The 25,853-nt window shown below is 49.1% G+C and carries 15 protein-coding genes and 5 tRNA genes; 11 read left to right on the top strand and 9 right to left on the bottom strand.

The genetic code is table 11. The features are described from left to right. Window positions 1-110 precede the first annotated feature (110 nt). On the top strand, window positions 111-1,412 hold the full coding sequence (locus tag CBP31_RS15380; RefSeq protein WP_407668800.1) for a DEAD/DEAH box helicase: 1,302 nt from the start codon (window positions 111-113) through the stop codon (window positions 1,410-1,412). 506 nt (window positions 1,413-1,918) lie between these two features. Continuing rightward, window positions 1,919-2,884, top strand: coding sequence for a class I SAM-dependent methyltransferase (locus tag CBP31_RS15375; RefSeq protein ID WP_087038520.1), 966 nt, complete (start codon window positions 1,919-1,921; stop codon window positions 2,882-2,884). A 198-nt stretch (window positions 2,885-3,082) separates the two neighbouring features. Here CBP31_RS15375 and CBP31_RS15370 read toward each other — a convergent pair whose 3' ends face one another. Then, the gene (locus tag CBP31_RS15370) at window positions 3,083-4,672 is read right to left on the bottom strand and encodes a methyl-accepting chemotaxis protein (RefSeq protein WP_087038519.1); all 1,590 of its coding nucleotides are present in this window, start codon (window positions 4,670-4,672) and stop codon (window positions 3,083-3,085) included. Window positions 4,673-5,030: 358 nt separating this feature from the next. Between CBP31_RS15370 and CBP31_RS15365 the strand changes: the two genes are divergently transcribed. Together CBP31_RS15365 and CBP31_RS15360 are read left to right on the top strand one after the other, a co-directional pair. Beyond that, window positions 5,031-5,756 (top strand): hypothetical protein, encoded by a 726-nt coding sequence (locus tag CBP31_RS15365; RefSeq protein WP_087038518.1) that lies wholly within the window; start codon window positions 5,031-5,033, stop codon window positions 5,754-5,756. Window positions 5,757-6,154: 398 nt separating this feature from the next. Continuing rightward, entirely contained in the window at window positions 6,155-7,048 is an 894-nt protein-coding gene (locus tag CBP31_RS15360; RefSeq protein WP_087038517.1) for an IS110 family RNA-guided transposase, read from the top strand. Window positions 7,049-7,208: 160 nt separating this feature from the next. On the opposite strand, the gene CBP31_RS15355 is transcribed toward CBP31_RS15360, so the two are convergent. Together CBP31_RS15355 and CBP31_RS15350 are read right to left on the bottom strand one after the other, a co-directional pair. Further along, window positions 7,209-8,117, bottom strand: coding sequence for a c-type cytochrome (locus CBP31_RS15355; RefSeq protein WP_087038516.1), 909 nt, complete (start codon window positions 8,115-8,117; stop codon window positions 7,209-7,211). Continuing rightward, window positions 8,110-9,561 (bottom strand): cytochrome c, encoded by a 1,452-nt coding sequence (locus CBP31_RS15350; protein ID WP_087038515.1) that lies wholly within the window; start codon window positions 9,559-9,561, stop codon window positions 8,110-8,112. The genes CBP31_RS15355 and CBP31_RS15350 overlap by 8 nt, the downstream gene beginning before the upstream one ends. A gap of 273 nt (window positions 9,562-9,834) precedes the next feature. On the opposite strand from CBP31_RS15350, the gene CBP31_RS15345 reads away from it, so the two are divergent. Together CBP31_RS15345 and fabA are read left to right on the top strand one after the other, a co-directional pair. Beyond that, window positions 9,835-11,790 carry a Lon protease family protein gene (locus tag CBP31_RS15345; protein WP_087038514.1) on the top strand — a complete coding sequence of 652 codons (1,956 nt, stop codon included), beginning with the start codon at window positions 9,835-9,837 and terminating at the stop codon, window positions 11,788-11,790. A gap of 117 nt (window positions 11,791-11,907) precedes the next feature. Beyond that, complete coding sequence (gene fabA, locus CBP31_RS15340; RefSeq protein WP_087038513.1) at window positions 11,908-12,462, top strand: 3-hydroxyacyl-[acyl-carrier-protein] dehydratase FabA; 555 nt, start codon at window positions 11,908-11,910, stop codon at window positions 12,460-12,462. A 997-nt stretch (window positions 12,463-13,459) separates the two neighbouring features. On the opposite strand, the gene uup is transcribed toward fabA, so the two are convergent. Genes uup through rlmKL form a run of 3 tightly spaced genes read right to left on the bottom strand, consistent with a single transcriptional unit; the run spans window position 13,460 to window position 17,818 of the window. Further along, window positions 13,460-15,370 (bottom strand): ATP-binding cassette ATPase Uup, encoded by a 1,911-nt coding sequence (uup, locus tag CBP31_RS15335; protein WP_087038512.1) that lies wholly within the window; start codon window positions 15,368-15,370, stop codon window positions 13,460-13,462. Continuing rightward, complete coding sequence (locus CBP31_RS15330; protein ID WP_227875064.1) at window positions 15,370-15,621, bottom strand: glutaredoxin family protein; 252 nt, start codon at window positions 15,619-15,621, stop codon at window positions 15,370-15,372. Before CBP31_RS15330 ends, uup begins: the two co-directional genes overlap by 1 nt. 40 nt (window positions 15,622-15,661) lie before the next feature. Beyond that, window positions 15,662-17,818: a bifunctional 23S rRNA (guanine(2069)-N(7))-methyltransferase RlmK/23S rRNA (guanine(2445)-N(2))-methyltransferase RlmL gene (rlmKL, locus tag CBP31_RS15325; RefSeq protein ID WP_174664636.1), complete on the bottom strand. Its 2,157-nt coding sequence runs from the start codon at window positions 17,816-17,818 to the stop codon at window positions 15,662-15,664. A gap of 233 nt (window positions 17,819-18,051) precedes the next feature. On the opposite strand from rlmKL, the gene CBP31_RS15320 reads away from it, so the two are divergent. From CBP31_RS15320 to CBP31_RS15300, 5 genes are all read left to right on the top strand, one after another. Beyond that, window positions 18,052-18,128: transfer RNA gene (locus CBP31_RS15320), tRNA-Met, on the top strand. Window positions 18,129-18,200: 72 nt separating this feature from the next. After that, window positions 18,201-18,277: transfer RNA gene (locus CBP31_RS15315), tRNA-Met, on the top strand. Between the two features lie 75 nt (window positions 18,278-18,352). Next, window positions 18,353-18,429, top strand: a tRNA-Met gene (locus tag CBP31_RS15310). A 75-nt stretch (window positions 18,430-18,504) separates the two neighbouring features. Continuing rightward, a tRNA-Met gene (locus CBP31_RS15305) sits at window positions 18,505-18,581 on the top strand. A gap of 76 nt (window positions 18,582-18,657) precedes the next feature. Next, window positions 18,658-18,734, top strand: a tRNA-Met gene (locus CBP31_RS15300). A 269-nt stretch (window positions 18,735-19,003) separates the two neighbouring features. On the opposite strand, the gene CBP31_RS15295 is transcribed toward CBP31_RS15300, so the two are convergent. The 3 genes from CBP31_RS15295 to CBP31_RS15285 all read right to left on the bottom strand — a co-directional run bounded on the left by CBP31_RS15295 (window position 19,004) and on the right by CBP31_RS15285 (window position 25,630). Next, window positions 19,004-19,540, bottom strand: coding sequence for a cell division protein ZapC (locus CBP31_RS15295; protein WP_087038509.1), 537 nt, complete (start codon window positions 19,538-19,540; stop codon window positions 19,004-19,006). 148 nt (window positions 19,541-19,688) lie between these two features. Continuing rightward, window positions 19,689-20,696 (bottom strand): quinone-dependent dihydroorotate dehydrogenase, encoded by a 1,008-nt coding sequence (gene pyrD / locus CBP31_RS15290; protein WP_087038508.1) that lies wholly within the window; start codon window positions 20,694-20,696, stop codon window positions 19,689-19,691. A gap of 80 nt (window positions 20,697-20,776) precedes the next feature. Continuing rightward, entirely contained in the window at window positions 20,777-25,630 is a 4,854-nt protein-coding gene (locus tag CBP31_RS15285) for an NAD-glutamate dehydrogenase (RefSeq protein ID WP_087038507.1), read from the bottom strand. Window positions 25,631-25,853: the final 223 nt, after the last annotated feature.

Below are 25,853 nucleotides of genomic sequence, written 5' to 3'. Positions count from 1 at the left end.
ACTGCGCTTCTTGCTTTTTGTGTCTATTGGCGGCCTGCTGTTGATAGACTTTATTCATGCGTGTGGTTAATACACGTATTTTTAATGAGTGTATTGCCATGACTAACCCAGTGTCTTTTTCAGATCTTAATCTTGACTCCCGCTTGCTCACCGCCCTGCCCGCGCAGTGTCAAACGCCGACTGCCGTGCAGCAACAAACCCTGCCCTCAATCATGCTGGGCCAAGATGTGTTGGCGTTTGCGCCCACTGGCAGTGGTAAAACCTTGGCTTTTGGTTTGGGCCTGTTGCAACAACTTAGCCAGCAACCTAACGCCCAGCCAGCCATGACAACGCCGCCAAGCTTTGCCAATGAGTATGATGATGCTGAAGAGCTGCCGGCTTTTCGCCCTTCTTCTAGCCGCGCCCATATGCGCGCCGTGGTAATAGTGCCGACTCGTGAACTGGCATCACAAATCAGTGAGGTGCTCACGCCTTTGGCTAAAAGCGTATCCCTTAACGTGGCCACCTTGTGTGGCGGCGTGGATGTAGCGCAACAAGCGGCGACCTTTGATCAGCAGCCGGCACAAATTGTAATAGCCACGCCAGGGCGTTTATTAGACTTGCTCAGACAAAAGCTGATTTCTTTGAAAGGCGTGCAGCATTTAGTATTAGATGAAGCGGATCGCTTGTTAGAAATGGGCTTTTGGCCAGATGTACAAAAGTTGATGAGCGCCATGCCCGCCCTGCAACAACAGTTACTGTTTTCTGCCACCTTGCCTAATGAGTTAGAAGCACAAATTCAAGAGTTAGCTCCTCATGCGCATCGCTTTGCGGTCGGTAGCCAAAACAGCGTAGTTGAGGGTGTTGCGCAAACTTGTTACTTGGTCAATAAAGGCAGCAAGGCTCAGGCGTTGATTGCCTTACTTAAAGCACAGTTAAGCGCACAGCAAGTATTGGTGTTTATTAATGCCCGGGACAATGCGGATAGCCTCAGTAAGCGCTTAAATAAAGCGGGTATTCAGGCGTTAGCCTTACACGGTGAGAAAGACCAGACCGAGCGCGATAATGCATTGCTGGCCTTTAGAAATGGCGATATTAAAGTATTAGTGGCCACAGATTTACTGGCGCGCGGCATTGATGTAACGGCGCTGCCGATAGTGGTGAATTTAGACTTACCGGAGAGTGCACCGGTTTATGTGCACAGAGTGGGCCGTACCGCGCGCGCGGGCTTAAGCGGCGTGGCCATTTCTTTGGTCAGCCATGGGGAAGCGAATGCGCTGGCCGCCATTCGTGAGTTAACAGGTGAAGCCTTGCCACTGCTGGCCTTGGAAGGCTTTCCGGTGACGGATCAACCCGCCAGTGAAGCGCGCAGCAAGCGTGCGCCACGGGATAAAAAAGCCAATCGTCGCAATATGAATAAGCGAACCAAGTAATAGCGCCGAGTGAAAGAAAGTACTGAGTCAGCTGGAAGCCGTGAGCCTGTCTCTTAGTCACAAGTCAGTAAAGCACGCAGAGGCCGTTGATGGTATTAACAGCCAACTCGGATGTATAGAAAGGCAAAGTGCAGCAGCGCAACCGACCATCCGCGCCAAGGATGGCGCGGCTGAGCCCCCAGGGATGGGTTCACGGCGAGTCGGAGGAGCGGTGCGCTTTGCCTGATATCGCCATTAAGCACAACAAAAAGATGTGACTAAGAGACAGGCCGTAAGCTGTCAGACAAACACCGCCCCCTTTCTCAACAAAAATAACGGACTGGCTCCGGTGTTTTTGTTTCTAATGTGTGCCCTTAATGATCCTGCGCGGCTACAATACCTAACCAGAATCTCCGCTTAATAATATATATGAGTAATCGGCGACATACCCCGTCTCTATCCGCAAGGTTTGGTCTTCTGAGATCAGGCTGTTAAAATACGAGTCTATTTTGCTAGTGAGAGCCCCAATGGACGCCTGTGCCCTGCCCGTTTTTTTTAACGAACTTGAAACCCGCCTGACTGAACATCTTGCCGTTAAACCCTCTGAGATCCGCCGTTTGTTTCATGGTCGGGGTCGCTGCTTTGTCGGCCTTGAACAGCTCACCGCCGATTGGTTAGGTGATCAATTATTGGTGACCCTCTTTATAGAGCCTGAAGCAGAATTTTTAACTGAACTGACTCGCGGCTTGCTGGCCTTGAGCGAACAAGCGCTGTGGCAACAAAACTCGGATCCAACCAATAAGCCCCGCGCCATATTAGTGCAGCATCGTAAACGCGCCAGCTCACCAATTGAAATATTATGGGGTGAGCTTGAACCAAGGCCCGTGGTATGCGAGCAGGGTTTAAATTTTCAGTTAGATTTAGGCCGTAATCAAAATCACGGTTTGTTTCTTGATATGCGCTTAGGCCGAGAGTGGGTGCGCCAGCAAGCAGAAGATAAACGGGTATTGAATCTGTTTGCCTATACTTGCGGCTTTTCGGTGGCAGCCTTAAAAGGCGGCGCCAAGCATGTGGTGAATCTCGATATGGCCAGAGGCATGCTCAATCGTGGTCGCGAAAATCACAAGTTAAATGAACAAGATTTAAGCCAAGTAACCTTTCTTGGCCACGATGTGTTTAAGTCTTTGGGCAGATTGCGCAAGCTCGGCCCTTATGAGTTGGTGATTATCGACCCACCCTCGTTCCAAAAAGGCAGCTTTGCCTTAACCACCGATTATCACAAGATATTACGCCGCCTGCCGGATCTGTTAACGCCTAATGGCAAAGTACTGGCCTGTGTGAATGCGCCAGCCATCCCCAGCCAGTTTTTAATCGACAGCATGGCGGAGCATGCGCCAACTCTGCAATTTGTGGAGCGGCTCGCTAACCCGCCGGAGTTTGCCGACATTGCGCCAGAAGCTGGACTTAAGGCCTTAGTGTTTAAAAATAATTAAGACTAAAGAGCTAAGCAAGGTCGAATAAATTCGACCCTACAATCAGGAGAACCCCGTATCCCCTGCTGTAGGGTCCAATTCATTGGACCGCTTTAGGTGTGAAGATCTTTTTAGGCACGTCATTTAAGCAAAAAGGCCCGTGAGGATTAGTCACGGGCCTTGCAGTTTACTTACAGGTTATCAATCAAGGTTAGCGCTTTACGAGTGCTTAAACCGCACTACTAGTTCATGCAAGTCGCCTGAGATAGTTTTTAAGTGCAGCAAAGATGACGAGGCTTGGGTGGCGCTGTCGGCACTGGAGTCAGCTAGGTTGGAAATATTCACCACTTGACGATTAATCTCTTCGGCCACACTCGCTTGTTGTTCCACGGCGGCGGCCATTTGGGTGGACATATTAGCAATCTGACTCACGGAATCCGCAATGCCATCTAGCATGGCGGAGCTTTCTACTACCCGCGCCACACCCGCATCGGCATTGGCCGCGCCTTGATGAGCAACGGTCACGGCATCGTCGGCGCGCTGAGTCAGCTCCTTAATAATGCTATAAATCTCTTGGGTCGACTCTTGAGTGCGCTTGGCTAAATTACGCACCTCATCGGCAACCACCGCAAAGCCGCGGCCTTGCTCGCCAGCACGGGCCGCTTCTATGGCAGCATTAAGCGCCAGCAAGTTGGTTTGATCGGCAATTTGTTCGATCATTTGCGCGGCTTTAGCGATGCACCCGGTTTGCTCAGATACCGCTGACACGGACACCCCAATATCGGTGACCGTATTACGCAAAGTTTCAATGGACTGTTTAGTGACTTCGGCGATGGCCGAGCCTTGGTTGACCAAGGTATTCGCAGTATCTGCCGCAACGGCCGTATCACTGACATGGCGCGAAACTTCATGAATAGTGGTGCTCATTTGATTCATGGCGGTGGCGACTTGTGCGGTTTCTGACTGCTGGCATTCAATTTCGGAGCGGGTATTTTGGGTGAGGCTCAAGCCGGTGTCGGTTTCTTGGGCCACATTACTGGCTGCGTTCTCGATACGGGAAATAACAGTACCCAGATGCGAGAGCTCGCTTAAAATGGCCACTTTTAGCTTACCCACGCCGCCTCTGTCATCGGTGTAACTTTTTACCGCCAGCTCATGAGAAAAAGAGTTAGTTAATAAGGCATTGAGCGACGCTATGGCAGAGTGGCGGATCCGATTAACCCATACCGCATAAGTAAGCACGCTGAGCGCCAAGCCCACTTGGGCGACATTATTATACCCCGCTTGCCATAAGCCGAACCATGCCAGTAACGCCAGCACTAAAAACAGCTGATAAGAAGCGACATAAGGCAAAAATCCGCGCGCTTTATTTGAGGATTGGCTGGCAGCTTGATGAGGCGCTTGGTTTTGTAACTTGGCATACAGGCGTTGAGTGCGCAGCACATCATCACGTCGCGGCGCAGATCGCACCGATTCAAAGCCAGTGATTTCACCGTTATGGGTCATGGGCGTTACGTAGGCATCTACCCAATAAAAATCACCATTTTTACAGCGATTCTTAATAACGCCCATCCAAGGCTTACCGCTTTTAAGATGCTCCCACATCACGCTAAAAGCAGCAGCCGGCATATCGGGATGGCGCACAATATTATGGGGTTGGCCCAGCAGCTCCTCGCGGCTGAAGCCACTCATGGCAACGAAAGCATCATTACATTCGGTGATGTTGCCCTGCTTATCGGTCACTGTGATCAACTTATCTTGGCCAACAAAAGATTTTTCTTTGTCAGTCACGGGAAGATTTTTTCTCATTTATGATGGCCTTACTTAATAAGCAGGGAATAGCGCTTATTGTATTGTATAAGTCTGCAACGCACCTTGTGCGTCAGGTACTTATTACGGTATTTGGGAGCAGCCGCATGCTTTCACTTGAGTCTGACTTCAAGTGAAAGCATGCGGCTGCATATAGATATGTGCCCTAACCTTCCCTGTCTTTATTACTGGCCGCTTATCGCATCATGCCCGCGGAGCTGGCATGATTATAAACTTAAACGTGCCTTAACACTGTTTTTTTAAGCGCTATCACCTCGATATCAGCCATTTTTTAGCGTGATAAACACTCTGGCTATAAAACAGCAGCACAAATCATGATTAGCACCAAAGGATCACCATGAATCTCATTATTTCCGTCAGCAACGCCATGGCGCGCTGGCTTAAAGTGTCACTGCCTCGCCTGCCGAGCTTTGATGGTAAACGCATTGGCACCCAACCGCTGCATACCGACACCACACAGGTGTCTTGGCAATGCCATGTGCTAAGCCATGGCCCAAGAGCTAACCCTTATTTCACGGTGCTGGCCATGGAAGCCTACAGTCGCTACCTGATTATGATCCCCTTTGCTACGCCCCCTACCCAAGCGGAGTTTGAGCAGGTGTTACTGGAACGTTGGGGCAACGAGGCCTTATTTTTGGCTCTTGAAAGCGGCGCCGTCACCGACGATGAGCTGCCTATTATGGTAGAGGCCTTTACTCACCATCCTTGTCAGTCTCAGTGGGTGAACAATACCGATCTCAGCATTCAAAGCCATATTTCCGATGCGGGCACCTGGCTCATGGACACCTTAGACGACGAAGGTAGCGACTTTTTAGATGCTAACCACTGCTATGGCTTAGCCACCCACCTTAATCGCTTGCGCCGAAAAGTGCGGGGAAATAAAAAGAGCTTTCTACCCATGATCCGTTTTCTAGACGATAGCTTGTATCGCTTTGGTGATGGCTTATCTGAGAATGCTTTCCCGGGCATTAAAGTGGGGAACTTTCCTTGCCCATACCCTGCCCCGCCTAAGGCAGATAACGTGGTACAACTGGCGAATTATCGGAAATTTGCGAGGAAATAACAGTATAAGTAAAAGAGGTCGAATACTTCCTACCTAAGTAAGGCGACCCTATAAAAGGTCAGAGCCCAACCCCCACTTTGGTTCATTACCAGGAGCGCCACGACGCGGCAATCCATGGTTGGGACCCTGTGCAGACGTACAGAATGGATTGCCACGCTACGCTCGCAAAGACCACGCTTTGTCATCCTATGCTTTCCCTGTTGGTTATAGACGTATAATCCAACAACCAAAAGAGAGGGGCTGAGGCTTTATTTGTCTTTAGTCTTTGAAGACTGTTCGCAATGATAGCCGCCCTCTCTTGTTTAAGTAAATTTCGAACAGTTCATTGAGGCTAAGACCTCGTATTTAGGATTGCTGAAACTGCTTAAGCACCGGTATGTGCAACAGGAGAAACAAGAATGAAAGTGGTTGTAGGTATAGATGTTAGCAAAGACTGGTTTGATATTGCCTGGAAAGAAAATGACCGCATTAAAACTCAGCGCTTTGACTCCACTGCTAGTGGAATAAATCAGCTTATGAAGGCCACGCCAGCAGACGCAATTTACGTGATGGAAGCCACGGGCGTTTATCATGCTCGCTTAGCTGTCACGCTCTTTGAAACCGAGCGTAACGTGGCGGTGATAAACCCGTTAGTAATTAAGCGCTATGGGCAAATGAGGCTGTCTCGCGTTAAAACAGACACCGCTGATGCAAGCTTGATTTTGAGCTACGGCGAAAGCGTGGAGTTTATGCTCTGGAAGCCTGAGCCTCACCACATACAAGAGCTGAAAGTCGCTCAAGGCTGGCTAGACGACCTCACTGAAGACATGACACGCTTGTCTAATCGTGGGCATGCACAGAGCTACTTAGTGGTCAGAAGTGCAATGGTAGACAGGCAGTTTTTAAGGCGCAAAGAGCAACTTAAACAGGACATTACAGAGTGCGAAGCGCACTTGGAAAAACAAGTAAAAAAGCATTTTGCTGAGTTGTATAAGCTACTCAACAGTATTCCCTCAATCGGTAGTAAAACAGCGACTCAGTTGATTATATCTACGGGTGGATTTACTAAGTTTATTAGTATTAAACAGCTCAGCGCTTATGTAGGCGTAAGCCCCACGACTTACGAATCTGGCAGCTCTGTTAGAGGGCGAGGTGGCATAGCCAAAATGGGGCAAGGCCGGCTACGTCAACTGCTGTATCTATGCAGCTGGACAGCAAGAAAATGCAATCCATCCTGCGTGGCTCTGTATGAACGACTTCAAGCATTTGCAGTGGCAACTAAAAAAACAGCCTATTCACCAGAATTTGCTTGAAAAAAAGCACAGTTCATTGCGAGCGCAGCGCGGCAACCCAGAGACGATGAGCTTTTAACGTACGGCGTAAGGTGTTGAACGGTAAGCGTTGTTTCACACCATAAATAATACCGAGCTTAGCTCGGCATTTTGGTGTGTATTACTCGTCAGATCTCAGCCATTACTCACGAAAATCCTTTGGCCGCTTGCCACTGGGAAAGTCGTGAATATTATCCGGATAACCAGGTCTGGGCTGATGGGTAAAATACTCGGCCACATCCACCGCATCTTGATCATTAAGCACGCCCCCTTCGCCCCAACCGCCATGAGTATTGACGCCCATCGGCATATTGTACTTAATAAAGGCGGCGGCTTTATAGGTGCGCGCCATGCCGGCACCAAGATTAAAAGACTCGTCTCCCCATAAGGGCGGAAACGCCATAGTACCAGAGGCGTCTCGCCGTCCTTCGCCGTTGGCACCATGACAAGCCGCACATTGTTGGGCGTAAATGGCCGCCCCGCGCATTGGGTCTGGCGTTAGGCTCATGTCGATAGCGCCGCTGTTTTGGATTTGCACTTTAGCGCCGTGGGGTACGTCTTGCGCCAGCCATTTCATATAAGCAATCATGGCACGCATTTCTTTTGAGTCTTCTGCCAGCGGCTTGCCGTTCATGGAGCGCTGCATGCAACCGTTGATCCTATCTTCAAGCTGAAAGATGCGCTCTGCTCTGGGGTTCATTTGCGGGAACGAATTATAGGTATTGATATAGGGCGCCCCTTGGGGCTTTTTGCCTTGCGCCACATGGCAGCTATTGCAGTTCATGTGTGAGCCCACGTTGTCGGGCATCAGGTGCTTGGTTTCGTTCAGCAAGCGCTTGCCATACAAGATTTGTTCAGCATTTTCATGATGACTAATGTCGGCATCTTTGGGGATCACATAATCTGCCAAGGTTTGGCCGTCTTTATCCAATACCGAATAACGAGTGGGTTCGGCGGCGTGGCTGGCGCTAATGGTGAAACTCACAGCGGCACTCACTAATAGCGCCGCCACTAATGGGGTGAACCTGCTCCCCTGCAATGCTTTATTCATCTACACCTCTTGTGCTTGCGCTAGCGCTAGCGCCTGGACTAGTAACGGAGTGGGAGCCTGGGTTAGAAACTGTGTTAAAAACTAAATTCGGCGCTTTGTTGAGTAAAAATTTGCGAATATGATCAATCTGATTAGCGCTAATTTCTGGCGCCTGATTTTGCCAACCGTTACGGATAAAGTTGATCACCGCCACCAACTCTTGATTGCTTAAATGGTTAAAGGACGGCATGGCAAAATCCATCACATCCACATCATTACTCGGCGTCTTGCCGCCTTCTAGCGTGATTTGGATCACCGACTGCGGATTTTTGGCAAAAATGGCCGAGTTCCCCGCTAAAGCAGGAAACACCCGAGGCATACCTAAGCCATCGGCGCGGTGACAAACCTGACAGTTCTCCACATACACAGTGGCGCCTTTATCTAAATTCACACCCGCTTGTAACAAGGCGGTAGTGGTATCTTCTTTAGGTTCAAAGGCCAAAATTTTATTTTTGGCGGGCGGTAACTGCTTTAAATACGCCGCCATGGCGTTAATGTCGGCGTCAGTCATATAGCGAGTACTGTGCTCAATCACATCCGCCATGGCACCAAAGGCGGCGACCTTATCGGTACGGCCGGTTTTAAAGAACAGCGCCAGCTCTTCCTTACTCCAAGAATCCAATCCACGGGCTTCACTACGTAAGCTCTTCGCGCGCCAGCCATCAATCACGGCGCCAGACAAAAAGTCACTCTTCTCGAGCTTGGCCAGATTCATGGCTTTTTCTTGATACGCCAAGCCGCGCGGCGTATGACACGCGCCACAATGGCCGGGCCCTTCAATCAGATAAGCACCGTGATTTTCTTCTGGGGTTAATTGCTCATTAGCCACAAACTCTCGTTCCGGCGCAAATAACAGCTGCCACCAGCTCATGGGCCAGCGCATATTCAGTGGCCAAGGAATCGTCGACTCGCCGTTCGCTTGGTTTACGGCGTCCACTTCATGCATAAAGAAGGCGTATAGAGCCGCAATGTCTTCATCGGGCATAATGGCATAGGAGGGATACGGCATGGCCGGATACAAAGGTTGATTGTCGGCTCGCACCCCATGTTTCACCGCGCGGGTAAAATCCGCCAAACTATAGTGGCCAATACCGGTGTTGAGATCCGGTGTAATATTAGTGCTGTAAATGGCGCCTAATGGCGTTTGCATGGCCAAGCCACCTGCATAAGGCGCGCCGCCAGGCGTGGTATGACAGGCCGCACAATCGGCGGTGCGCGCAATATAAGCCCCTTGTTGAATAAGACGCGGATCGGTTAAGTCAGGCTGAGCACTGGACTCTCTCACCTGATCTGTATCGTTGCTGGCCCTGTGTTGACTGAGAAAATGGGCACCGAGCATGCCACCCCCTATCCCCACCGCAGCCAATGCGGCCAGCAGTGTGATTATTTTTGGTGTTTTGCCCATACGAGGTGCCCCTAAAATTACAATGTTTTCTTATTATAGGATGACCATTTATCAATATGGGCTCCATTGTGGTATCCCACATTTAGGTGCTGTTTTTGATCTGGCACAACTCATGGCTAAACTTATGCCTAAATAATGCTTAAATTACGCGCAACCAAAGCCAGCTAGGTGCATTTAACTCGCTTTTTCACGCATATTCGCCATCCAGCTGTCGACCCCTCGGCTGGCTGCAGTATACTGGCGGTAATTTACCAATAGTGATGAGTTTTTTGAGTGCACCCACTGAGTCCCGACGAACTAAATCCGATTTTTACCCTGCCTGAAATCAGCACCCTGAGCCAGCTGCCTCCTATAGCGTTCAGTGCACTGCAAGACAGAGCAGACTCCGCCTTTGCCACTCTTTCGGCCCTCAAAGCCGTGAATCCCATTTTATTATTAAATGGTTTTGCCGGTGTGGACTACGAAGAGCTGGTACACGACTTGGTCGCCAAGCATTCTGATCATGCTAATTTATTCGACCTTTGTTATGCGGAAAACTTAACGCACCCACAAAAGCCCATTTGGCTGCGATTGAAAGCCGGCAGCGGTTTAGTGTTTTGTGAGTTAGTTGGCCAACTATTGGAATTGTCGTCGCGCCATCTGGATGCGGAGCATATTGTGGAGCGTATCTTAAAGAAACAAGATAACGACCCCAAGGTTGCCAACTATCTGTCCTTATTGGCTCAGCACGTGGCCGCCGGTGAAGGCTTTAGCCATCCGGTGCTGATCAATCTTATGGTACATCGCCATGACGACAGCATGCCTATCGTGCATGCGCGCCAATTTACCCCTGAGCAATTGTTTGGTGCCGTGCACTTTCAAACCGAGCAAGGCTCCATTTTTAGTCATCATCATTTACTCGAGCCCGGTCTTATCCATCAGGCCAATGGCGGCTATTTAATCGTGCCCATCGAAGAGCTGCTTGAGCAGCCTAATTTGTGGTTCCGTTTAAAAAATGCGCTGGTTAGCCGCCAAATCGAGTGGAGCCGCCCCGCTGAAATGGCCGCCTTTTACTTTCAGCCAGAAGCGCCGCCGCTGGATTTTCATCTGATTTTGGTGGGAGATCGCTCAGCGGTCGCCGAGCTGTATTTAATGGATCGAGACTTAGATACGCTGGCCTTTTTGCGGGCTGACATCTTGCCAGAATGGGATGCCCGTGAAGATTTGCCGACTTATTTAGGCTATTTGGCGCATTTGCGTCAAAAATATCAATTGCTGGATTTAGATGCGAGCGCGGTGTTGCGTTTGTGCCGCTATAGCAGTCGTTTAACCGACCATCAGCATAAAGTATCCTTAGTTGAAGCGCAGTTAGTGGCCATGATGCAGCTGGCGGATGTGATCGCGCGCCGTGAGCAAAGTGACATTATCAGCGCCACTCATTTGATATTGGCCCAACAAGAGCAAGACCATCGTTTAAGTTTCTTAGTTGAGCAGTCAGATATCGGCGTACGCGACGGCCAATACCTAATGCAAACGCAAGGCAAAGCCGTTGGGCAAATTAACGGTTTGTCCGTTATTCAAATTATCGGCCACCCTTATGACTTTGGTGAGCCGGTGCGCTTAACCGCCACCGTACACTTGGGCGATGGCGATGTGGCAGACATTGAACGCAAAGCTGAATTAGCAGGCCATATTCACGCCAAAGCCATGATGATTATTCACGGCTATTTGTCGAACTTATTTGGGGCTGAGCACCCTTCACCCTTATCGGCTAACTTGGTGTTTGAGCAGTCTTACCATGAGATAGACGGTGACAGTGCCTCCTTAACCGGTTTGTGTGCTTTACTTTCTGCCATGGCCAAAGAGCCGATTTATCAACACTTTGCCGTAACCGGTGCGCTAGATCAGTTTGGTAATGTGCAGCCGGTGGGCGGCGTGAACGAAAAAATTGAAGGTTTTTATCGCCTGTGTAAAATTCAGGGGCTTACCGGTCAGCAAGGCATTATTTTGCCAGCCAGTAACCGTTTACAACTAAATTTATCTGATGAAGTGACCGCCGCGGTCAGCGCTGGCCAGTTTCATATTTTCCCGGTGGCCCGCGTAGAGCAAGCCATTGAGCTGCTTACTGGCAGCGTAGCCGGTGATGTGGAGCAACCAGATACGCTCTTTGGCCGCATTCGTGATCGGCTCGATGAGCTGAATGGTCATACTTTAGAACGTGGATTTTTACGGCGCTTGTTTCGAATTTAATTTCGGATTTAGTTTCGATTTAACAGTGATCGGACTTGTCTGGCGAACAAGTGTTCGCTAAAGTGACGCCAATTTACCATCTAGGCCTTTGCCTGAACATAATGGAATACTGTGACTATGTCTGAAGAACAGCCTCAAGCCTTGCCTTCGCAAAAAGAACTGGGCAAGCATAGCTTTACCCGTGAAGAATTACTGGCCTGTAGCCAGGGTGAATTATTTGGTCCAGGTAACAGCCAGTTGCCCGCTCCTAATATGCTGATGATGGACCGCATCATGCAGATCTCTGATGACGGCGGCGAGCACGGCAAAGGCGAAATCATTGCCGAGTTAGATATTAACCCTGATTTGTGGTTTTTTGATTGCCACTTCCCCGGTGACCCAGTGATGCCAGGTTGCTTAGGCTTAGATGCCATGTGGCAGCTGGTCGGCTTCTTCTTAGGCTGGAAAGGCGGCCCAGGTAAGGGTCGTGCACTGGGTGTAGGTGAAGTGAAATTTACCGGTCAAATTTTGCCAACTGCGAAAAAAGTGACGTACAAGATCACCTTAAAGCGCGTGATTTGGCGCAAGCTGATCATGGGCATCGCAGATGGTACCGTTGAAGTAGATGGCCGCGTTATCTACGAAGCCAAAGATTTGAAAGTAGGTTTGTTTACTGATACTTCTAAGTTCTAATCTTTGCGTGATAAGTGAAGGGTAAATTGTGAAGGGACAGAACATAGGTTTGGTGTTCCTCTTTACTCTTACCCATTTACTCTTCACAAAGTATTAGCATGAGTAACCAGCCAAAAGGCCCCGCTACCTGCGGGGCTTTTTTATTGCCGTCATCCTGATGACCATCAGGTTCTGATTTTGTAGTCCGCCACTTTAGTTTGCAGCCCCGGCACAGCGGGGATTTTTAAAAACAATCCTGCTTCGCAGGACCGCCGAAGTCCTCTTTACTAAATAGACGGGCGGTTACAAGATACCGTGTTTTTTGTGGGTGGCCTCGTTTTCAATAAAGAGTATGAGACACGGTTTTGGTTTGGCCGTCATCCTGATGCACATCAGGATCTGGTTTTAGGTCTTAATACAAAAAACGAGATACCGCGGCAAGCGCGGTATGACCGCAAAAGCTCGGTGTAAGTTTGGCCGTCATCCTGATGCACATCAGGATCTGCTTTTAGATTTTAATGCAAAAAACAAGATACCGCAGCAAGCGCGGTATGACCGCAAAAGCTCGATGTAGGTTTGGCCGTCATCCTGATGCACATCAGGATCTGCTTTTAGATTTTAATGCGAAAACAAGATACCGCAGCAAGCGCGGTATGACCGCAAAAGCTCGATGTAGGTTTGGCTGTCATCCTGATGCACATCAGGATCTCACTTTAGGTCTTACTGCAAAAAAACGAGATACCGCGGCAAGCGCGGCATGACAGCAAAAGCTCGGTGTAAATTTGGCCGTCATCCTGATGCATATCAGGATCTCGCTTTAGGTCTTACTGCAAAAAACGAGATACCGCAGCAAGCTCGGTGATTTGTGTAGAAGCCGCTTCAGCCGGCTGGTGGTGCGAAGCAGCACTGTGGTTATCGTCTGCGTGTCGCAGGCAAAAAAATACCCGCATGTTTACCATGCGGGTATTTTTGTTTTACTGCTTGCTGCACTTAACGTGCCGTAAGCGGCATTACCATATTACGCGTTGGCTTGGGCTTCTAATTCTTCCCAACGAGCGAAAGCGGTTTCGAATTCGCTTTCCGTATCGGCTAATTGTTGTAAGGCTTTTTGGGTGACGTCTTCGCTCTTGCTGAAAAAGTCAGGGGCGTTAACGGTGCCTTGTAGCTTTTCAATTTTTTGCTCGAGTTGTTCAAGCTTAGCTGGCAAACCTTCTAGCTCTTGCTGAATTTTATACGGCAATTTTTTAGCTTTAGGTTTGCTCTCTACTTTAGGAGCAGCTTCAACTTTAGCTTCTGGCTTGTTTTTGGCTTTTTCTGCCACCGGCTTACGATAAGACAGCTGATGCTGCATATCTTGATAACCGCCCACAAACTCGCTGACCTTGCCCTGCCCTTCAAATAACCAGCAATGGGTTGCCGTGTTATCGATAAAGTCACGGTCATGACTCACCAGTAATAAGGTGCCTTTGTAATCAGCCAGTAATTCTTCCAGCAACTCGAGGGTTTCTACGTCCAAGTCGTTGGTCGGCTCATCGAGTACCAAAAGATTGCTGGGCTTTAAGAATAAACGCGCCAGTAATAAACGGTTTTTCTCACCGCCAGACAAAGCTTTAACCGGAGTACGCGCACGCTTTGGCTCAAACAAGAAGTCTTGTAAGTAGCCTAATACATGGCGGCTGCGACCATTCACTTCAACTTCTTGCTTACCTTCGGCCAAGTTATCCATCACGGTGCGCTCGGGATCAAGCTGCTCGCGATACTGATCAAAGTAGGCCACTTCTAACTTGGTGCCGCACTTTAAAGTACCTGAGTCCGCTTCCAGTTTGCCGAGTAACAATTTGATCATGGTACTCTTGCCGCAGCCGTTCGGGCCGACCAAGGCAATTTTGTCGCCGCGCTGAATAAGCGTGGAGAAATCGTTGAGTAACAGGTTGTCTTCGTAGGCGAAGGTTAAGTTCTCCGCCTCAAATACTATCTTGCCTGAGCGACGAACATCATCCAGCGTGACGTTGACTTTGCCGACAGTTTCGCGACGTTCGCTGCGCTCAACGCGCAGCTCTTTTAGGGCACGCACGCGGCCTTCGTTACGGGTACGACGGGCTTTTACGCCTTGGCGGATCCAGGCTTCTTCTTGAGCTAAGCGCTTATCAAACAAGGCATTTTGATCTGCTTCTACGCGCAGCGCTTCTTCTTTATTGACAAGATAGTCGTCGTAATTGCCCGGCCAGCTAGACAACTTACCGCGATCCAAGTCTACGATGCGGGTTGCCATCTTACGGATAAAAGCACGGTCGTGACTGACGAATACGATGGCACCTTTAAAATCCAGCAAGAAGCTTTCGAGCCAAGCAATGGCGTCGATATCCAAGTGGTTGGTCGGCTCATCGAGCAGTAAAATTTCGGGATCGTTCGTTAACGCGCGGGCCAGTGCCACTTTACGCAACCAACCACCGGATAAATCGTTTAAGCGGGTATCGCCATTCAGTTCTAACAAAGTAAGACTTTGATTAATTTTAGTATCAAAGCCCCAGCCATCACAGGCGTCAATTTGCTCTTGCAGACGCATTAGCTCATTCATGGCTTTATCTGAAAAATCGTGGCCCACTACTTCTAACTGGTGGTGATATTTTTTGAGTATCTCACCGGTTTCAGCAAGGCCACCGGCCACATAATCAAACACAGTTTGATCGTCATCCACTTGCGGAGGATCTTGCTCAAGGCGGGCAATGTTAATGCCTTGCAATAACTGACGGCGGCCATCATCTAATTGCAGCTCACCGGCGATCACTTTCATCAGCGTCGACTTACCGGCACCGTTACGGCCAACGATACACACGCGCTCGCCGGCTAAAATATTAAATTCCACGCCATCCAATAAAGGGGCATCACCAAACGCTAGTTGCGCGTTTTGTAGGGTCAATAAACTCATTAAATCTCTCGATTAAAGGCAATAATGTCGGCGGCCGTAAAAGGCCAATCCAGCTCGCGGCCATCCATATGGCGCAACACCGGAATGCGCACCGCATAGGCTGCTAGCCACCGTTCGTCGTTGATAATATCTTCCAGCACAGTGCTGTTGCTTAAGCCCATTTGCTCAAGCAAGCCCCAAGCTTGTTCACACAGATGGCAACCATCTGTTGAAAATAGCGTTAAGCCCATGGCTGATTCCTCGCTACTCATAGCTAATACTCACTATCTAATTCTTCACTACCCTAATGCTTCACGACTGTGGCGTTTCGGCCCAGGTGATTTCCCAACAATTATGAATATGTGGGTTACGGGCGAAGTCTTTGGGTAGGCTGTTTTTGCTTACGTCTTTGGCTTTTAAGCCTAACTCTGCCAAGCCTTCTAAATCCATTTTAAACTGGCGCTTATTGTTGGAGAAAATCACCAAGCCATTCGGGCGTAAGTGCTTGCTCAACAAGCCCAGCAACTCCAGATGATCACGCTGAATATCGAAGTTATCTTCCATGCGCTTGGAGTTAGAAAAGGTTGGCGGATCGACGAAGATCAAGTCGTAGCTCTCACCTGGCTCGCGTAACCAGCTTAAACAATCAGCCTGAATAAACTGATGCTCACGGCCATTTAAGCCGTTCAGCGCCATATTGCGCTCGGCCCAACCTAAATAGGTGTTGGACATATCCACGGTAGTGGTGGACTTAGCGCCACCCAAACCGGCATGTACCGTCGCGCTGCCTGTATAAGCAAACAGATTTAAGAAATCTTTGCCCTTGGCCAATTCACCGATGCGCTTGCGGGTCGGTCTGTGATCCAAGAACAAGCCGGTATCCAAGTAATCGTATAAGTTCACCAGCAAGTTAGCGTTATGCTCTTGCACTTCCAACCACTGGTCTCGTCTGTCCAGCTTTTCATATTGCTCACGGCCCACTTGGCGTGCTCGTACTTTCATGATCAACTTATTAGCCGTCACACCAGTAACCGCCATGGTAGCTTGCACTAAATCGTAGAAACGACCGCGCGCCTTGTATTCAGGGATGGTCTTAGGGGCGGCGTACTCTTGAATAACGATATAATCTTGATAACGGTCGATGGCGGCATTGTATTCGGGTAAATCTGCATCATACAAACGATAGCAATCGATGTTTTCAGTCTTGGCCCACTTCTCGAGCTGCTTGATGTTTTTGGTCAGGCGATTCGCGAAATCCACGGCCAAAGGTCGCGCGGTTTTAGCGTCTGCAGCAATCTGATAATTACGCAGCTCACAGGCCAAGGCGCCGTTAAACAGCTTGTAGATTTTATCATGACGCAGGCGCAAGCAGCTCAGCAACTCCGGTGAGCTGGAGATCAAGCTGACATGCCAGCCTTTAAATTGCTCACGCAACCTATCACCCAGTAACTGATGCAAGCCCAACAAGGACGGAAATTCGCTTAAGCGCTCGCCGTACGGCGGGTTAGAAATAACCCAGCCGGTCTGCTCATCAACAATAGGATTGACTAAATTCTCGACCGTGCCTTGGCGCAAGTCAACAAGGTTGCCCACACCCGCTGCCATGGCGTTGTCTTGAGCAAAGCCCAGCACTCGCTTGTCTTGGTCAAAACCAATGAGCTGTACTTGAGTTTGCTTTAAACCACGAGTGGCTCGCACTGTGGCCTCGGCGCTGATCTCTTGCCAAGCATTTCTGTCGTGACCGCTCCAAGCCATAAAGCCAAAACGCACCCGCAATAAACCCGGCGCATGATCCGCGGCCATCAATGCCGCTTCTATTAGTAAGGTGCCCGAGCCACACATAGGGTCGACTAAGGGTGAGGTTTTATCCCAACCGCTGCGCAATAAAATCGCTACCGCTAAGTTCTCTTTAAGCGGTGCATCACCCGCCTGCTGGCGATAACCGCGCTGATGCAGTGCCGGGCCAGATAAGTCGAGGGTAATGCTCAGCTCATTATTACGCTTTAAATGCGCCAAGATCCGCACATCAGGCGTGCGTTTATCAACGTTAGGTCGTTCACCATGGCGCTTAGTTAAGCGATCCACGATGGCGTCTTTAATTTTTAAGCCACCATATTGGGTATTAGTAATGGCTTCGTTGGTGCCCGAAAAGTCTACCGAAAAAGTCTGTCCTGGTTGGATATGATCCTCCCACGCCACGTTTGCCGCACCCAGATATAAGTCCATATCGGTGCGCATGGTGAACTCGGTCAGCTGCAACATAATGCGCGACGCTAAACGCGACCACATACAGGCGCGGTACGCGGTGGCCAACTCACCCTTAAAGCCGATACCGGCCACAGTTTCCTGTAGATGAGTGGCACCTAACTGGGTAAGTTCATCAAGGAGCAAAGATTCCAAGCCTTTAGGGCAGGTAGCAAAAAACGGCAGTAGCATAGTCAGGCGTATCCAAACAAAAGAGGCGCACATTATACCTGAAAACAGAGAAGAGATTAATAGAAGCTAACAGGAGCGATGAATGATTGATTGATTTATAAGGGTACTTTGTTCGGTATGGCGCTCAAAGCTGGAAGATTCTGTATAATTTGCCGCGTATCGTACGTATTTGAAGCGTCTTGGCGTTATATTAGGCAAGTAGAATAAAGTTCTGCATCCGCGCTTGCATTCAGTGAGACAGATCACTAATATGCACAACCTGAGGACGCGGGATGGAGCAGTTTGGTAGCTCGTCGGGCTCATAACCCGAAGGTCGTTGGTTCGAATCCAGCTCCCGCAACCAACTCAGTGATAGCAATATCTTAAGTAAGAATTTTGTAGTAAAGTAGTACGGCATTAGCGTTTAAGTATCGGACGCGGGATGGAGCAGTTTGGTAGCTCGTCGGGCTCATAACCCGAAGGTCGTTGGTTCAAATCCAGCTCCCGCAACCACTTAAGTGTTATGTAGTATGTAAAGTAATAATGTACCAAGTTAGTATGAATAAAAAGTAAGCGTTAAGTATCGGACGCGGGATGGAGCAGTTTGGTAGCTCGTCGGGCTCATAACCCGAAGGTCGTTGGTTCAAATCCAGCTCCCGCAACCACTTAAACGTTATGCAGCATGTAAAGTAATAATGTACCAAGTTAGTATGAATAAAAAGTAAGCGTTAAGTATCGGACGCGGGATGGAGCAGTTTGGTAGCTCGTCGGGCTCATAACCCGAAGGTCGTTGGTTCAAATCCAGCTCCCGCAACCACTTAAACGTTATGCAATATGTAAAGTAGTAATGTACTAAGTTAGTATGAATAAAGAGTAAAGCGTTAAGTATCGGACGCGGGATGGAGCAGTTTGGTAGCTCGTCGGGCTCATAACCCGAAGGTCGTTGGTTCAAATCCAGCTCCCGCAACCACTTAAGTTTACAAATCAGTCTGTTCAAGACAATTATTCTACATTTACCTCAGCACTCCCCTACCCTTTCAAAACACGTTCAATTAAATATACCCCATGCGAACCTATGTTCGATTCTATCGATCCTGTCTTTCAGCAAGCTCACACAAAACATAGCCCAGCAGATTGCTATCTGTTGTAATATCGCTGTCAAACAAGCAGCACAAAGCCAACAGTAGAGCTCTCTACTGTTGGCTTTGTGCTTTAATTTTTCTTACTGGCGGCCAATCGTTAACCGACTTGCCTAATATCGTCGATATTGCTGATGATATCTAAACTAACCAGTCGATCGTTCATCACCTTAATGGCACTAAAGGTGTTGAGTTGCTTGCTGCCGGACAATAAGCGAGGTGCCGACAATGAAATGCACACAGATGCAGACGGTGAGGTTTCCACCACCATCATGGTGAGCTGTTCATTTTCTACATCTAAGCCAATGAGCTCGCCAAGCTCGGGTTGATGATAATCAGCTTGTGGTTCAAAAAACCAACTTTGAGGCATCAAGGGTTTATAAAATCGAGCCACGGCCACGCCATTTAACGCAGCTTGCACCCGTTGTGCTGATGAACCCATAGTGTTGAGCTGATCGATAAATCGATAATATAGGCCGGTATCTTCGACCGAAAAGCACTGATCTAATGAGGCAGAACACACTAAATGCTTCTCCATATAGGGGCTGCTAAATAGCATTTCCGCCCCCAAATCCAGCATTAGGTGTTTGTCTTCGCCCATAAACCAGCGCCACTGATCATTTGGTTGAAGTAACATCCAAGTCACACCTTTTAGTTATAAAACATTATGGTTTGATACTTGATAATAGACGTCATTTATCAAACCAAATGTTTAATTGTTCATTAATACGCTAACTTATAACCCATTTGGAGCTAAAGGTAAATTATGGTACGCCATGCCGCCTTTATAAATGGCGCGCCAATTGCTGAATAAGCTTTGGCCCTTGATAAATAAATCCAGAATAAATCTGCACCAAGCTAGCGCCAGCCGCCATCTTCTCACGACCTGCGGTCAATGAGTCGATGCCACCCACACCAATAATCGGCAAGTGACCATTTAAGCGACGCGACAATTCTTGGATAACCCAGGTGCTTTTACTTTGCACCGGTCGACCACTTAAGCCACCCGCTTCATGGGCATGAGGCAAATCAAACACTAACTCGCGATCCAGCGTGGTATTAGTGGCGATCACACCGTCGATATTAAAGCGCACTAAGCTGTCCGCCACTTGCTCAATTTCCGCCATCGACAAATCTGGGGCAATCTTCACCAGTAAGGGCACCTGCTTATTATGGATCAGCGCTAACTCAGCCTGCTTTTCTTTGAGCGAGCCTAATAAGTCATCTAGCGCTTCACCGTATTGTAAGCTACGAAGGCCAGGCGTATTGGGCGAGGAAATATTCACCGTAATGTAGCCGGCGTGAGCGTAGGCTTTTTCCATACAGATAATATAATCGTCTTTGCCATGCTCAATCGGGGTATCTTTATTTTTACCGATATTGATGCCGAGCACGCCGCTATAGCGGGCGCGTTTGACGTTTTCAATTAAGTAATCGATGCCGTGGTTATTAAAACCCATGCGGTTGATGATGGCGTCGGCTTGTTTAATACGAAACAGGCGCGGCTTCTCATTGCCCTCTTGTGCCTTGGGCGTCACGGTACCAATCTCAATAAAGCCAAAGCCCATGGCAGCGAAGGCATCGATGCAATCACCGTTTTTATCTAAACCTGCCGCTAATCCCACGGGGTTGTCGAAGGTTAAGCCCATTACCTCTACGGGATTAATAATTTGCGGCCGACGATATAAAGCCGCCAAGGCGTTATGTTGCGTTTTTGCCAACCCCTTGATGGTGAGCTCATGCACATGCTCTGGGTCACATTGAAACATTAGGGGTTTAGCCAGTGAATACACAGTTCTTATCCTTGTAAAAAAGCCCCGGTATTGACCAGGGCTTGGGTGTGGTGATGGCTATAGTTGGACTAAGCCCGCAATTAAACCGCGTTCACACAATGCAGATGCAGTAAATTCAGCTCGCGTAAAGCCACTGAGAACTGAGCAAACTCATGGCTAGAAGATGCCTTAAAGTCTGCTAATAAATGGCGCCAGCGGTTCAATGCTTGCTCATGTTCCTCAAGCCATTGGGCTAGCATATTAGCGCATTCATCGTTCGCATTACAGTATTTCAGCACTACAGCCGTGAGGCTACGCTGCTGATAATCCAAGTCTTCTCTAAATGCAGAACGCGCCTGTGCCTGCCAATGATTACTGACTTCTTGCTGGTTTATTTGGTCTAAGAACCAATGCAGCTCAAGCTCCACGCCCAAGTGGAAGTACAGCTTGGCCACCACTTTTATGTCTTTGCCTTTTTCTTTGGCGATTTGTGCCAAGTCTAGGCATGAGAACGCGCTACTTAACTGCGCCACTCGCTCGGCGACAGATTGCGACACGCCTTGGGCCGTGAGTTCGCTCACTTCCTGTTTAATCTCCGCCACTTCTGACTCAACCATCACCGAGTACAAGTCTTCTGCCAAGCTGGCATAAGCGGGTTTAAAGAGAATGATGGCTTGCTCGATAGACAACTTACGATCCCGGTTACGCAACAGCCAGCGAGTCGCACGACGAACCGTACGTCTCACTTGAGTAAAGAGTGCTAACTGCACAGCGGCCGGCGCTATATTATCCAGTGCTTCAATATCACGCAGCAGAGCGTCCATACCAAACACCTCACGCGCTATCATAAAGCTGTGCGCAATATCGCAGATGCTGGCGCCGGTTTCGTCTTGCAAACGCATGGCAAAGTTAAAGCCCATGTCGTTAACCATGATGTTGGCCAAACGGGTCGCAATGATCTCACCCCGTAACGGGTGAGCCATCAGCGCTTCACCAAACTGCGCCACTAACGGTTGAGGCATACTCAGCGGCAATAATTGGGCGATAAAATCATTGTCGGTGATCTCGCTAATATTAAGCGTCTCTTTCAAGGTCATCTTGGCGTAAGCCACCAAAATCGCTAACTCAGGACGCGTTAAGCCGCTACCTACCGCCATGCGTTCAGTCAGCTCATCGTCGCTCGGTAAATACTCTAATTGACGATCCAGCTTGCCTTTACGTTCTAGCCAATGAATAAAGTGCTGCTGCTCTTTGATTGCCGCCGCCCCACTGTGCTCGGTAATCGAAATTGTTTGCGACTGGCGATAGGCGTTGGTCAGCACTTTGTTGGCCACATCTTCCGTCATGTCGAACAGTAACTGGTTGCGGTGCTCCATGCTCAGCTCGCCTTTATCGACCAAAGTGGTCAATAAAATCTTAATGTTTACTTCGTTATCGGAGCAATCTACCCCGCCTACGTTATCGATAAAGTCGGCATTAATGCGCCCACCTTGGCTGGCATATTCAATGCGGCCTAGCTGAGTACAACCTAAGTTACCACCTTCGCCGACGATGCGGGTACGAAGCTGTGCGCCATTAACACGTACTGCATCGTTGGCGCGATCACCCACGTCGTTATGACTTTCCCGCGTGGACTTCACATAAGTGCCGATGCCGCCGTTCCAAATCAAATCCACTTTGGCCATCAGCAAGTGATGAATGACTTCCGTTGGTGCCAAGCTCGTTTTATCCGTATCCAGTAGCTGCTGCATTTCAGGGCTTAAGCTAATAGACTTAGCCGAGCGCTCAAACACACCGCCGCCTTTAGAAATCAAACTTGCATCAAAATCGCTCCAGCTTGAACCCGGCGTGTTAAATAATCGCTCTCGCTCCACATAGGTGGCCGCCGCATTGGGGGTGGGGTCAATAAAGATATGTAAGTGGTTAAAGGCACCCACCAGACAGGTGTGTTCTGAGCGCAACATGCCATTACCAAACACATCACCGGCCATATCGCCAATGCCGACCACGGTAAAGTCTGTGGTTTGGCAGTTAATATTCAGCTCTCGGAAGTGGCGCTTCACCGACTCCCAACCACCGCGAGCGGTAATGGCCATCTTCTTATGGTCGTAGCCTACAGAGCCGCCAGAGGCAAAGGCATCCCCTAACCAATGCTGGTATTCAGCACTGATTTCATTGGCAATATCAGAGAAAGAGGCGGTGCCTTTATCGGCGGCCACCACCAAGTAGTAGTCATCTTCGTCGTGGCGTACTACGTCTTTAGCCGGTATCACCACGCCTTCAATAATGTTGTCGGTCACGTCTAACAGCGCGCGAATAAAAAGACGATAACAGGCCTTACCTTCGGCTAAGAAAGCAGCGCGATCGCCCTCTGGCAGTTGCTTACACACGAAACCGCCCTTGGCACCCACGGGCACAATCACGGTATTTTTTACTTGCTGTGCTTTTACCAGACCTAATACTTCGGTGCGGAAGTCTTCACGACGATCCGACCAGCGCAAGCCACCGCGCGCCACTTTACCCCAGCGCAAATGCACGCCTTCTACTCGCGGCGAGTAGACGAAAATCTCAAACATCGGTAGCGGTTGCGGCATGTCGCTAATGGTGGCTGGCGCCAGCTTAAAGGAGATATAAGCCTTGGGCTCGCCATTGGCCGCAGTCTGATAGAAGTTGGTACGAACCGTGGCTTCAATCATTTCCATAAAACGGCGAATAATACGGTCATCATCGAGGTTGGCGACTTTATCGAGCTCTGCTACTAATTGCTGATGCAGCTCAGCTTCTTGCGTCGCGTCTTGGGTTTGCAGCAAAGAAAAGCGCTGTTCAAACAGCGTAAACAACAATTGAGCTAATTGCGGATAACGGGCCAAGGTTTCTTCAATGTATTGCTGGCTAAAGCTAACGCCAGTTTGGCGCATATATTTAGCATAACCGCGTAATACGCTGATATCACGACCGGTAAGATCACTGGCCAGCAATAAGCGGTTAAAGCCGTCGTTTTCCAGCTCTTTATTCCACACTTGGGCAAATGCCTGCTGAAAACGGGCTTGGCAATGGTCAAGATCGAGCGGCGCGCCTGTGTAGGACATGGAAAAGTCCAATACCCAGTAAGTGTCATCGCCACAACTTACCTGATGCGGAGTTTCACCTATGATGCGCAGGCCTAAGTTTTCCAGCATTGGCATCACATCAGATAAATGGATGGGCTCATTGCGGTGATAGAGCTTAAGGCGCACGCGATTAGAGTCGGGCTTTTCTTCTTGGGCGCGATAAAACAACATGCCCAGTGGCTGCTCATCACTGAGCGCCTCCAGTTTTTCAATATCGGCCACGGCAGAGCCGGGCATTACTCTTTCAGTGTATGAATGACCAAAAGCGGCACCGTATTTATCGAACAGGCGCTTACCTTCGGCTTCGCCCAAGCTCACGGATAACGCTTGGCTAAATTGATCTTCCCAACTGCGGGCGGCTTCGATTAAGTTTGCTTCAATTTTATTCACATCAATGTCCATTGCGTTATCTTGCACCCGAATTAAATAGTGGGTGCGTGCAAATACGCCCTCAGAAAAGTAAGTGCTAAATTCCACTTCTTCTTCTGAACCAAAGTAATCTTGTAGAATTGCTTGGGTTTTTTGGCGCAACGTAGTGTTAAATCGCTCTTTGCTGACATACACCATGCAAGAGAAAAAGCGTTCAAATAAGTCACGGCGCACAAACAGCCGCGTCATGTCCCGCTCTTGCATGCCCAGCACACCCATACCTATGGTAGTGAGCTCTTGCTCGGTGGCTTGAATAAGCTCATCGCGCGGGTAGCTTTCCAGAATATTAACTAAGGATTTATAGGCGTGACTGCCCGCCACTAAACCAGAATGAGCCAAAATACGGCGTAACTTAGCGCCAATCAACGGAATATCGAGGGCACTCAAGTTATAGACATTCGAGGCATAAAGACCGATAAAGCGGTCTTCACCTATCACCCTGCCCTGAGCATCGAAGCGTTTAATGCCGATGTAATCTATATAAGACGGTCTGTGAACCCGAGATTGATGATTGGTTTTGGTAAGAATTAAAATGTTTTTATTTAACGCCGCCTCGCGCGCCGCTGGGCTCAAATCACTGAGCACTAACGGCTGGGCGTGGCTGATGTTACGCAATAAACCTAAGCTGCTCTCTAGCTCCGGCAATAGCTCTTGAGACTCGCCCTCACCGGTTAATTGATAGCGACGATAGCCCATAATGGTGAACTTGTGATCCACCACCCAGTTTAAAAACGCTAGCGTCTCCGCCATTTCATTGGGGTGCGCGCCGCAGGCTTGGGTAGGTAGCTCGGTTATCACTTGCTCCAAGCGCTGCACCAGGGGCTGCCAGTCAGACACCACTTGCAGCACTTCTGTGACCACAGACACTAATTCGGCGGTTAAGGCATCACGGGTTTCTGGAGCGGCTAAGCGGTCTATTTCAATTAAAAATGCGGTTTCAAGCGCTTGATTGGCGCTGGCTTGCTCCTCGTTTTGTTCCTGCTCTCGCTCTCTGATTTCGGTGAGCTCACCTTTTGCATCGCGTACCACTTGCATGGGTTGATGCAACATAAGGTGCGAGGTGATGCCCATGCGGGTGAGCACCATGCGAATGGAGTCCACTAAAAATGGCGCATCGGTACAGATCACTTCTACCAAGGTATGCGGTGACTGCCAGCCGTGACGGCCGAGCTCTGGGTTATAAACCCGCACATGTAAAGCAGCGTCTGGACGCGTAGCAAAGGCTTGCCATAAGTTAATGGCTGCGCCGTACACATCGCTGGCGTTACGATGATACAAGTCATAATCAGTAATGCCGCTGTATAACTGAGTGACGAAATTGTTCACTAAGGGAGCGAGGGGTTCTGGGAATTTATCGGTGATGTGCTGGGCTACATTATCGAGCAAAACGGATCTTGCTGCGGATTTAAATGCCATATCTTATCTTCCTCGAATACAAGCAAGAGCCAAAAGAGCTTAACGCCCTCAGGTAATAAAACAGTGTATGCCCGCCTTATATTGAATGCGAGTAGCACGCGGGGAAAAGATGCTAAAGCATCGACTCGATCACTGCTTCATAGAATATTGTGCAGCTTGCTACTCTCTCAAACCCGATACGAGTTTGCAAGTTAATGAATAAGTTAGTAAAAATATTGAATAG

The sequence above is a fragment of the Oceanisphaera profunda genome, assembly GCF_002157895.1.
Classification (GTDB): Bacteria; Pseudomonadota; Gammaproteobacteria; order Enterobacterales; family Aeromonadaceae; genus Oceanimonas; species Oceanimonas profunda.
The sequence above is the reverse complement of the archived record's forward strand: the minus strand, read 5'-3'. Positions and strand labels throughout refer to the sequence as shown.